Raw genomic sequence first — 12,722 nt, 5'->3', positions numbered from 1 at the left:
TCTGGATCCGGCGCATTTTCCTTCGGACCATCCGGATCATCCGCACTATTGGCCACCGCTACGTTACGGATCACCGTACCCGCTGCCGTATTAGCCGGGATTCCTAAAACTAAGGTCAACGTAGCCTCTCCACCCGCCGCGATCTCGGCGATGTTCCAGCTCACCGTGCCGGCAGCAAAAGTCCCGCCCATGCTCGCACTCTCGAACACCGTTCCCGCAGGAAGTGCATCCGTCACCAACACATTGCGCGCTGCCGCATTTCCTATATTACGTACTCGAATCGTGTAGGTAATCGACTCACCCGCCAGCACGCGCGGTGCCGCAGGCGTCTTCAGCACTTCTAGATCAGCTCGAGGTGCTGCATCGACGATTACATTCACCAAATTACTTAGCACAGGACTTCGTGGATCTGTCGCAGCAATACCCCTTGCTTGATTCGCAAGTACAGTTCCATCCGGTAGATCCACATTCGAACCTAACACATAGGTAAAGAATACAGATTCTCCGATAGGGATGTTAGGAACCTCCCAAACTAGTACGCCCGCATTCACAACACCTCCAGCAGAAGCATTTACTAACTGTGTACCAGGAGGTAAAGGGCTCTCGATGCGAACAGGGCCAGTGGCTAAATTTCCCGTATTACTTACCTCTAAGGTGAAGGTATTGTCCTCACCTGCTGTAATTCGTGTTCTGTTGGCTGCTAAAACCAAGTTTAAGTTGGCCACACAGTCAATCAAATTAACTAAGATCTCTGTACGCTCTACACTTTCACAACCGGCTGTCGTCTCAGCACTAGCAAAATAGCGCATGCCATTTACCAGTGGAGTGGATAGCGGCAGGGCCGTGCCACCCGTGGGAGCATCGAAGAAGCGTACATTTCGGCCACTTACTACTAAATCAGCCAGCGTGGCATTTGCTGTGAGGCAAAACTCCTGAACAGCATTCGCTACAGGAGCCATACCTGCTTCCACCTGAACAGTAACCGCAGTACGCTGTGCGCTTTCACAACCAGCGGCAGATTCCTGACTGATGAAATAGGTGGCACCATCCACCAGTGGTGTAGTTAAAGGTAGTTCCGTCAGATCATCTATGGTAGCGAAGAAGCGTAAACCAATGCCTGATACCGCGATATCTGCCAAGGTAGGCATGTTGATCGCGCAGAATAGCTGATTAGCATTCGCTACAGGCGGGCCAGCATCCGCATTTACACGAACATTCGCGACAAGAAGTCCACCCGCAGGGGTTTCACAACCCGAGGCCGAAACAGCTGATAGGAAGAAACTTACATCACCTGCAGCTAAGCCATCTACCCTCAGTTCACCCGCCGCATTAAGGGCAAAGCGAACGCCTCCCACTTCTTGGCCATCTAAAATTTCATTTGTGCGAGCTGCATCACGGTACCATCTGAAGGTCGTCGCAGCTGGATCAAACGCACTACCTTCCTGAAGACCTGGAGTTAAGATCACGGTCTCTCCGAGACAGAATTCCCCTGCACCTGTGATGGTTAAATCAGCCGCCTGAGGCGCTGGATTCACTTGCACGCGAACAGGAATTCGGATCGGATCCTCACAGTCATTGCGAACCACAGCGATAAAGAATGTGGTCTGTCCTACTGTTGTTAGCGGAGCGGAAGTAAAGCTATTGCCACTCGCTAATAATGTTCCTCCTTCAGGTGCATCGTACCAGCGTAAAGTCGTTCCTTCTGCAGGTGTAGCGCTGAGTGTAGCACGTTCACCCACACACACTTCGACATCTTCACTAATCGCACTTGGTCCCGCAAAGTTGATTTCCGCTTGGAAGATATCTACGGAGGTCAATAAGGTAGCTACCCCTGCCGTATTGGTCACACGGATACCATTAAAGGCTTGACCTGCAGGGAAAACTACTGTACCTGCACTGCCCGAGAGCAGTGTAACACGTAATAAATTATTGTTTAACGAAACAGCCGATCCCACAGGCTGCCATTTTGTAAAAGTTGTAACTGTACGCCTCCTAAGACACTAACATCAGCTAAGCCTCCTGGAATGGCCAGACGGACACGTACACTGTCCCCAGCCGCACCTTGAGTTGGGAAAAACAGGTTTTGGAACACAGAACCTGATAGTAAGCCAGCAGGAATATTCAATCGGCTAAATGTGTCTGGATTTCCATCCACGGCACGTTCGGCATTTGTAATCGAGCACAAGACACACAGTAAGGTCGAACCGCCGCTTTGCGCATTCGCTATCGTACAGTTTTCGGCATTCGGATCACGCGGCACGATGGTTACAGTCACCGTAGCAGCATTTTCACTTAAGCACTGAGTCGTCGTATTACGCGCGAATACGCTAAAGGTAAAGGTGCCTATCGGCAAAGTCGTCGGCGTAGTAAAGACCTCGCCTACAAAGACTTCCTGGCCATTCGCATCGAACCAAACGGCAACTTCACCTGCACCGACAGAAGCAGAAATCGCAGCACTAAACCCTTCCGTTAATGTAATGGCCGTAGGAGAAACTACCGGAGTCGCTGGCCTTTCATTCACGGTAAGAACCACTTCTCTCGCCTCACCCGCTTTAGTTTCACAAATACCCTCCGCTGCGACGGTTACAAAGAACCTATTAGCACCCAAATTCACGCTGGCTGGCGTAAAGGTGGCCCCTTCAAACAGCAGCTGTGTCAAGCCCGCGTCGGTATACCATCTAAAAATCGGATTGGTTAGAGCACTGCTTGCCGTAAGTTCTGTCGGCTCACCCAAACAGATTTCACGTCCATCGGCTGTAATATCAGCTGCTGTACTGGATGGATTTACTGTTAGCGTCACTTCTAACGCTTGACCAGGCAGCGTTTGGCACACGCCATCCCCTTCTACTGTAATGAAATACGTAGTGGTCACCGTCGGACTTACCACCGTTCCGCTTATTAAACTAGATGGGCTCAGGCTAGCATCTGTGAAAATGCGGAAAATAGGATTTGCTACAGTCGTGCTGCGCGGATTCAGGTCAAAGCTTTCGCCCGGACAAATCGCACCGGCATCTGCATCGATATCTGCAGCCGTACTTGGTGCACAGGCTGTATTAATGGTTACAGGAGGCGTTTGGCGCTCCACATCTACTGCTGGTCCATCTGTAATTAGACCCGTCGCCGTAGCAAAAGCAATATTTGAAATTTGACCGATGACGGAGCTATCGATCGGACCTACTTCCACAGTGAAGCTAACCTCTCGGCTTTGGCCTACGGCCAAATTAGCTGGCTCAAACACCCAGCGCACTTCTCCTGCTTCCACACTGCCATCATCAGTAGCAGAAAGGAAAATGGTATTCGCTGGAAGCGGATCGCGAATGAAAAGACGTTCTAAATCGACAGATCCTGTGTTACGTACCGTAATCGTGTACGTTAAGGTAGCACCCGCTACAGCAGAACCACTCGGATCACTGGAGCTAACCAGTTTCGTAATGGCGATATCTAAATTATTCAGGACTGGAATTCGGGTGCCTGGACCGGCTCCTAAATCAGGACCACTAGTTAACGGATCCTGATTGTCCACAGGAGGCACTGTTAAAATAGGATCTGGAATTCCATTCGCACGAACCTCTGCTGTATTTTCTATGAAGAAAATATTGGTTAGATTTTGGTTCGTACGGACGCTAAACGTAACGGATTTGGTCTCCCCTACTTGCAGATTACCTACAGTAAAGCTGACCACATCACCGGCCAAAGTACCTCCTGATACGTAACTTACGCCCGCAGGAAGCCTATCACTAACCCGTACGTTTGTCAGATTTTGATTTCCTAAATTTCGAACAAATATCGTGTAAGTAATCAACTGATTAGGGCCCACTTGCGTAGCAGAGGCATCTCCTTCCACCGCGAATGCTTTCCATGCGGCCAGATTAGGATTGGCTTCCACTGGAATAATAGTCCCTTCTGGAGCACCTATATCCGGGCCATCACCCAGCGCGTTCGGTGGCAATGAATTTATCGCAGGTCCTGCAGGGTCGAGCTGTAAGCGTGCGATGTTAAAAATTTCATTCACACCGCTTAGGTTTGCTTCCACTCGTACGCGGAAAGTAAGCGTTCGAGTACCTCCTGCCGGAACGTCGACATTCGTCCAAACCAGTTCATTCGCGATTAGTGCACCTCCATCGGAAGCTGAACCCGTTACGAAAGCTGTATTTTCAGGAATCGCATCCCGAATGATTAGCCCACTTAAAGGCACTGAGCCTTGGTTGCGAATATTTATAAAGTAAGTGACCTCTTCTCCCCCTTGAACGAAGAGATTTCCTGTGCTTACCTCAAATCCCTTCCAAAAATCCAAGTCTAATAGCAGCAAGTCTACAGGTAGGCTGAGCTCTGAAGGACAAGTACTTAGCGCACGAACGGTGAAACTACCCACTTGTGCAGCGCTAAAGGCAGGAATGCTGAGCTCAGGCCCTGTTACCGCAGGGATAAGCACACCGTTTTGGAACCATTCGTAGGTGGTGCCTGCGGCAAAATCGCCTGCATTTGCCACACGTAGGGTAATAGGTGCACCTAAAGGCAGCACATTGGCGCCAGCCGGCTCCAAGATAGGAAGCGGTGTTTCCCGTACTCGGATTTGCAGCTCACGGCGCTCTGTGGTCGTCTCACATCCGAAACGTATCGGCTGCACGAATACAGTAAGCACCGTACCAGCGGGTAACTGTGCAATGTCTTGCACCGTGATTTCATCCGATCCAGTCGCCGCCGTGTAAAGCTTAACTCCATCACAATCAGTCGGTAAGACCAGCTCCTCGCCAGGACAAATATCAAGAATTCCTAATCCAGTAGCTGGATCCAGCACCTCATTCTCAAATCGTGTCGTCGGTACGATGCTTACATCAAAAACCCGAAGTGCTTCTAATGCGCTTACCAGGCCACCGCTTAAAATCTGAATACGATCGAAAGGTACATCTGTCGCCAAGCTCAGAATTCCTTCATTATTCCCCGCCAGAAGACGTAGCGAAATGAGGCTACCATTCAAAGCCACGGGAGCTCCTACAGCTTGATTACCTAAGAAGCGCTGAATGCGAAAACCATCTAAGAGACTAAGCTCTAAAAGTGCCGCTGGAACACCGATTTTGATGCGAAGGGAATCGCCTTGGATCGCTGGGATGCGATACGCGACTTCGAGTTTAGAGAAGGCATTAACACCGACTGCATTAACGATCGTAGCAAAAGTGTTTAAATTCCCATCCACGGCTCTCTCCGGATTTAAGACTGCCGTTAAACCTGTAACTACGTCTAAACCAAGTAAGCCTGTCTCGAAACCTGTTAGTACATCAAAGACCCCGAAATCACACACTGGTGCTGATGCGCTGGCATCATTTGTATAGGCGCCATAAACACGAACCGTCTGGAGAAGATTCACCAGCGGAAGTAAGCCCACCTTCACTGCATCGAAAGAAACGGCATTGCCATTCGCAGCGGTAGGTACAAAATTCACATTAAACTCATTTACACCATTTAAGACAGACACAAGATTGCCATCTACGACACGTCGAGGACCGACAGCCACGCCATTTCGGAAAGGTTGCACATAAATCCCAGCTGCCACTTGCGCTACTCCTGCTAGCTCTCTGGCCAACTTAACCGTTACGAGCGATCCAGCCGGTCGGGTGACATTCCAGCCTAAGGTCTGGGAAGTCTCTCCAGTAAGTCCCAGCAGAGAAGTCCCTAAGGTTTCCGATAGCACGGAGAAGGTACTCAGATTTCCGTCAGCTGCATTATTGGCATTCGTGACAGATCCCAGCTGTATCCCTAAAAGGCTACTGGTAGTAAATTCCGTCGCATCATTCGCAAAATTCGGGGTGAAGACCGCCGGACAGTCATCGAAATCAATGACCGTCACGATAATATCGACAAAATTGGTACAATTAGGCCCATCCGCCTGTACGCGGTAAACAAACTGACCTCCAGAAGTAAACGGCCCTGCTAGATTCGGTGCAGTAAAAGGAGCACCGCCCTGTGGTATGATGGAAACTGGCACTGGATTTCCTGCACCATCCGTGGCCGAAACTGCGGGTAGCGTGACAGTATCATTTAAGCCAGCTGTAAAAACAGTGGCGCCTGCTACTGTTATCGTAGGATTTAGATCCACATCTGCCGTAACGGCTGCACGCACAGAAGGCTCGGAACAGTCTGCTCGCGTGGCGCTTACATAAAACACCGAACGCGCACTGATAGGACCCGCATTAAACGTAGCTCCTGAAGCGATCGCCGTACCACCTACTGGGCGATCGAACCATTGATAGGTTGTATTGGGCTCTTGAATAACAGAGAAAATCGCATTTTCACCGGCACATAGCACTTGATTTTGAGCTGCCGGATCGGCAAAGAGTGGTCGCCCAGCTGTCTTCACCACCTCATGGATCCGAATGGCTTCTCCTACATCTACATTTAAAAGAGAACCCACACGAACTTCGAAGCGATCGAAAGGAACGCCAGGACGTACTGGAAATGTAACCGGATCACCTCCAGAAAGTAACCCCAAAAGATCCAATTGTAAAATACCTAAAAGTTCTGTATTTAAAGCACTTAGAGGTTGATTAAAAACGACATTCCCTTGATTATATGCCACCAAGCGAATGCCTCCTAATAAATCCACATTCAGTACCGCTGGGGAACCAGACAGCGTTACTTGAACCTCATCAGTGGCGACACTACTGGAGCCCCACTCGAAAAACTGAGAAATAGTTCCCCCAACGGACAGTAAACCCGGACTAAGGGAAGAAAAAGTGTTGATGTCTCCATCTATGGCACGACCGGGATTAGTAACTCCTGAACTACCCAAGCCGAGCAGGTCCAAGTTTATCCCTGAAGCATCAAAAGAAGTGAACTGAGGAGAACCACATGCCCCAATCCCATCAATGGTGACAACAGAAAATACGTCGAGATTTACTATATTTCCTAAACCTAATAAAGAGGTAATATCATTTGTCGCACGAATTCGTGTATAAGGTTGATCTGGAGTAAAAGCTACAAAAAGATTGCCCTGCGCATCCGCTACCACGCGCGACCTGGGGTTGTTAAAACCACCGCCCGATGATCCAGAATTACGTGAAAAAACAACACCAGCCTCATTACGCGCCTCAAGCGAAATCACTTGGTTCCCCAACAAAACAAGACCACCGATATCAGCAAGTGCCTGCCCGAGCGAGCCCCCTAAAAGAGATTCTAATAAGCTGTCTTCTCCACGTAGTCGAACATAAGAAGTGGTATTAGCCGCTTGAAGACTTGGAAAGCGCAAGTCAATAAAACCGGTAAAACTACCTAGTCCCAGCGCAAGTCCTGGGCTAGACTGCAAACGAGCAAACTGATTATTGTTTACCGTAGCATTCTGAGGATTAATGGCTGTAGGTGTAGAAGTAAATATCCCAGTCGATCGAGGTTCCGAAATAGCCACCACCTCATTGGCGACCGTAATGGTTTGGGCTTGGCTTTTCTTGGGCACACCAAGCCCCGCACCCAAGTAGAAAAATAAGATGAAATAATAGTAAAATTTCGACATATGGTTCATAATTAGTTCCCAACATCAAATTAAGGAACGAATAAACCGCTTATCGAAAAATAACTGAATTGTTACTTCACGGGACATTTTTGTCATGTAACAGACAAATTTTGTAAGGATAAAAAAGCGAAAAAAACATACATCTGTACATAAAAAAGAGAGAAGTTGCCTGATTAAGCAGAATACCCACCATCACACAACGTAATTTTAGTTAATATATTGTAGGAAAAATTCAAAAAATCAAGGGGATAAAGGGGGTTGACCACCATTTGCTTAATAGCTATTTTGTCAAAATTTTACTAAATTAGAATCACTCAAAAGCAAATATAAATTTGATATAGAGCTAAAAACAAAACAGGCCGTGAATAGTGACACGACCTGTTTGTCTTGCTAAAACTTAAAAGATAATAGACTGAAATTAAACTAATTATCTAAGAAATAGAGCGAATCACAATGTCCACACGGTTATTCTCTTGATGTTCCTCTTCCGAACAGGGAAGACCTGGCAGGCAATCATTTTTCAATTCCTGATTCCCTTTCGACTGAATAGAGATCCTTCTTTGATCCACATTCTTGCTTTCCAGATAAGACTGAATAAGTGCAGCTTGCCTATTCGTAAATAGCGTAGCTTGTCGCGTAGATTTTCGCGCATCCGCATGTACACCCAGTTCCACACGTAAGCCTGCATGTATGCGCAGTTCAGCGGCAAGCCAGTCTAATTTTTCCTTTGCTTCTGGACTCAACTGCTCCACTTCACTATTTTTTAAAGGGTACAACACATCCGCGGCACCAAAACGAATCGAACGTAAACGTAACTCTGGATTTTGTTCAGCTAAGACCACTCCAGGCTGTAAAATAAACTCAGCGCTATGCAGTGTCGTGCTAAAAACCCGAAGACCTGCTATAGTTGCAGCGTCATTAATGGGAACTTGTAATTTACCATTCGATTGTTTTAGAACTGTGTCTAAAACCACTTTATCCTGAAAGTCAAAAACTTGGACTGTAAAATCCCGTCCATCTCGTACGGACTTCACCCCATCTATAGACAGCGCCACTTGTAGAACTTCCTTACGCTGGGGACTTAGCTGAGCAGTGAACAGCTTCAGTTCCGAGCCAGAAGACGTTCGATTAGAAGAAAAAAGAATGGCTCCTGGACGAAGTGGATCTACCATGAAGTTCACCTCGTCCTTATTGGAATTTATACCAAAACCCAGATTCTCTGCTTTTCGAAAATTAGAGCCTATACGTTCTGCCTTATATAAATCATAACCACCAAATCCGGTATGCCCACGACTGGAAAAAAACAAATAGTCGCCCACCATAGCAGGAGATCGATCATCCTCAAACGTATTCACCTCAGGGCCAGCATTTATCGGTCGCGTCCAGCGATTATCTCCGATATAAATTTGATAATAGATATCTAAGCCTCCGTATCCACCGGGCATATCCGAAGCAAAATAGAGCACACCCTTTTGTTCATCCCAAAAGGGATCGAGCACAGCATATTTAGACACATCGTTTACAGCCAGGGCCAGCTCTTCCCCAAAGGTTCCATCCGCCTTTCGTGCACGATAGAATATTCCAGGATAAACGGCTAGTCGTGTACTACCGGGCAAAGCAGCTTTTAAGCCTTTCTTTTGTGCATCTGGCGTGGCGCTGTAAAAAACATATTCCTTCGAAAAAGTGACAGGACCCGCATAAAGCTTGTCATCCATGAGTGTACTTACCTTTATAGGTGCATCCTCGAAAGTTCTACGACGAAACAGTTCAAAGACACTTTTATTCTCCTGGTTTTTATACTCTTTTACGTAATAAAAAGATTGATCGGCGTAGGTCAACCCATACACTTCACCTTGCTCTTGCTCGAAAGCTGCTAAGGGCCGCGCTATTTCTTCAGTGGTTTGTTTTTTCGCTTTTTTCGTCCGCGCTATCGTGGCGAGTAATTGCTCCAATTCTTGATCCCCCGGTGAAAAAATACCTGAGTCCATTCCTTTTTTCAAAATTTGTTCTGCTTCCTCGAGCAGTCCCGCGCGCACCTGCAATTCTGCGTAATACTTATAATCTTGCATGTCAAGTGCACTTTTTTCATGCAGGTATTGAAACCATTTATCAGCAGTATCAAAGCGCTTAGTCCAAAAAGCAGATTTGGCAAATCCCAACACCACACGATCTTCCATCGTGACCTCTAAAAGATCATTAAATGCATCGTAGGCATCCTGATAAAACCCGTTAGATAGAAGTCGCTCCGCTTGATTAATTTTTCGCTGGGTAAAGCTGAGATCAATTTTTTGGGCCGAAATTTCCTGTTGTAAAAGGCAAAAACCCAGCAGTAAAAGGAAAAGTCGTTTCATGTGGTACATATAATGGCTCATTTTTTTTATATACATTTATCCATCTTGACGTGCGATAGGCAAAGTCAAAATTACCTATAACTACGAAGTTGGCCTCTAAAAAGACCACTATTCCGTAAAATTCGCTTTTATGGACAGTTCTCGGAAGTTTACGCCTTTGCGCCCAGCGCAAAAAAAGATAGCACTGGATATTCCAGTACTATCTCTAATGCATAAATCAACCAAATAAACTTAAAAATATCGTGGAGACACGATGCTGGATCTACGCTGAGGGAATAAAATACCTAACGAAATTTCATGTGTAGTCAATGATCTCACATCAAAACCGCTAATATTATGATCATAGGCATAGCCGATTCTTAACCCTTCTCCTAGTTGCAGCTGAGCGATTCCGATAAGCGCTACAGGTCTTTCTAAATTAGAGTTTACCAAGCGGTCTGCATAGTCAACACCGAATCGATAAGAAGCCCCTAGGCGTAGACGCTCATAGAACACCCCTTGGAGGTCACGTCCACACGAGCGGCGCACGGAAGTCATCCATCACCAGAACAGATGGGATTAAGCCACTTGATCCGATAAATTTACGAAGAAACCCGTATGAATATTGGCAGCGACTCTGCGGTCAACGATAATATCCCCTTGGTCCTCCTCACGGAAAAGCGATAGCATATTTTCTGCAGCTGCGCCAAAGAAGAAGAAATCACTGTAATAAAACATTCCCGCCTTAAATTCAGGATACATAACTCGCTCTTGATTTAAAGGAACGTTAGGATCCATAGGCATGAGAGGGTTTAAAATACTGCCATCAAACATGGAGTTCACCATACCTCCAGCGATTCCGAAATTCAAGTACTGCGACTCAGTAAGCTGAATTCGATAACTTAAATTAGCGAAGAGTGAGGTAGCACGCTGAGGACCTAATTCATCATGGAGCGCATAAAAGCCAATCCCTAATCGTGAACCCTCTAGATACGTATCTGCTGCCACAGCAAAAGTGTCGGTGCTCCTTCTACCCCTGTCCACTGCGCACGGTAGTAACTTTGAACGAAAAGAGATTCTTTATATCCTGTATAAGCAGGGTTAATGAATACTGGGTTAAATATGTATTGAGAAAACTGTGGTACTTGTTGGGCCTTTAGCGGCCCAACAAGCATTCCACAAAAGAAAAACGCTGCTAGAATTAAAATTGACTTTTTCATGATTAGTTGATTATGGTTACGAATCCTGTAAACTTGGTGCTCACACCATTTTCATCTGTTACTTCTAACTGATAATAGTAGGTTCCACTATTTAGGTTGCTACCATTCCAGTCACCTTGGTAATCAGAAGCTCTAAAGACTTCTACACCATACCTGTTAACCACGATAAGTTTATTTGAAACAAACAGCTCATCAAGTCCTCTTATCTCCCAAGTATCATTAATACCGTCACCGTTAGGCGTAAAGACATTTGGAATCACAAGATCGATTTGGATATGCTCCGTTCTTGATGTGTTATTTTCCTCATTAATATCACGCTGTTCCGTGCGAAGACGTGCGGTATTCGATACCGTACCGGCGCGAGTTGCTTCTGCGATAATCCTTAAAGTAGCTGTAGCACCCGGCGCCAGCGTCTCTATCTGCCATGTCACTACGCGAGTGGCATTATTGAAGGAAGCTGTTCCTGTAGAGTTGATCGCATCGCGGAACGTCACAAGCGGAGAAATAAAGTCTGTAACCGTTAGGCCGTTCGCTGTTACTGTGGAAATATTCTCTACAGTGATGAGGAACTCAAACTGCTCTCCTACTCGAATCACTTGCGCGGATACTTCTTTCAGAATAGCTACATCCAAGCCTCCTACTGGTACCGGATCGTTAGAATCCTCTACTGGGTCTACATTATCACCTTCAACACGAACAGTATTAATGATGGAACCACTTTCAGCTGTTACAAGCGCTGTTATCGTGAACAGTACTTCTTCTCCCGGCGCCAAGCGATCGATCATCCAAGTCAATAGGTTACCATCCACAACAGGTCTCCAGTAGCATCGATAAACATCACCGAAGCTGGCAACTGATCTGTTACCACTAAATTGAGTGCATCCGCGTTTCCAACACTTCTGACGCGAATCTCGAAGGTTACCATGTCACCATTCGTAACAGAGGTCTCCAATAGCGTCTTTTCTACTTCGATCTCCGCCACACGTGGTTCTACTACTTCCGTTCTTACCGGATCAGATGAAATCGGTGTATTCGGATCATCTGGCGTTTCCGCAGTCGCCACGTTAATAATTACAGAACCTGGAGCAATTTGATCCCCTACGCGAACGATAAGCTGTAAAGTTATCGCTTCACCAGGTTGTAATGCTGCAATTGTCCATGTTACTAGGCCATTTGCCAACATTCCTCCATTATCCGCACTCACAAAGGTAGCTGCTACTGGAACTGGATCTGTGACAACCACATTTCGAGCTGCTCCCGTTCCTGTGTTACGCACCGTGATGGTATAGACGAGTTCCTGACCTGCTTCAATAGTAGCTGGAGCCATCTTCTCAATCTCGAGCATAGCCATTTGGTTATTATCCACTGGCGTCTCGTCTGGATCAGACTCTTTCGGTGTATCTGGATCCGTAGGACTCTCTACCCTTGCGATATTCGAAATAATCGTTCCATCTGCTAGGTTCGCATCCACGAGCACCACCAAGCTCAAGGTCACCGTCTCGCCCGCTGGGATAGTACCCACATTCCAAGTCACGATGCCATTCTCCAACATGCCGCCCATGTCTGCACTTACAAAGCTGGTGCCTACCGGAATCGGATCCGTTACCACTACCTCTTGTGCATCACTTGGTCCATTATTCGTCACCGTGATCGTGTACGCCAAGTTCT

General features: G+C 46.8%; 5 protein-coding genes and 1 pseudogene. All 6 read right to left on the bottom strand.

Annotation, left to right across the window (positions count from 1 at the left end; translation table 11 throughout):
- Positions 1-1,955: Ig-like domain-containing protein (locus tag A3SI_RS21060; RefSeq protein ID WP_009056787.1), on the bottom strand; the 1,955-nt coding region annotated here is incomplete at its 3' end.
- Entirely contained in the window at positions 1,934-7,504 is a 5,571-nt protein-coding gene (locus tag A3SI_RS13625; protein WP_009056786.1) for an Ig-like domain-containing protein, read from the bottom strand. The genes A3SI_RS13625 and A3SI_RS21060, both read right to left, overlap by 22 nt.
- 431 nt (positions 7,505-7,935) lie before the next feature.
- Positions 7,936-9,855, bottom strand: a complete 1,920-nt coding sequence (locus A3SI_RS13620) for an OmpA family protein (RefSeq protein ID WP_009056785.1) — start codon at positions 9,853-9,855, stop codon at positions 7,936-7,938.
- A gap of 231 nt (positions 9,856-10,086) precedes the next feature.
- Positions 10,087-11,009, bottom strand: a pseudogene (locus A3SI_RS21055) (PorP/SprF family type IX secretion system membrane protein).
- 47 nt (positions 11,010-11,056) lie between these two features.
- On the bottom strand, positions 11,057-11,839 hold the full coding sequence (locus A3SI_RS13605) for a T9SS type B sorting domain-containing protein (RefSeq protein ID WP_009056782.1): 783 nt from the start codon (positions 11,837-11,839) through the stop codon (positions 11,057-11,059).
- 5 nt (positions 11,840-11,844) lie between these two features.
- On the bottom strand, positions 11,845-12,722 hold an 878-nt coding region (locus A3SI_RS13600; RefSeq protein ID WP_009056780.1), incomplete at its 5' end, for a COG1361 family protein.

The organism is Nitritalea halalkaliphila LW7, from assembly GCF_000265075.1.
Lineage (GTDB): Bacteria > Bacteroidota > Bacteroidia > Cytophagales > Cyclobacteriaceae > Nitritalea > Nitritalea halalkaliphila.
This window is presented reverse-complemented; position numbering and strand designations above follow the sequence as displayed.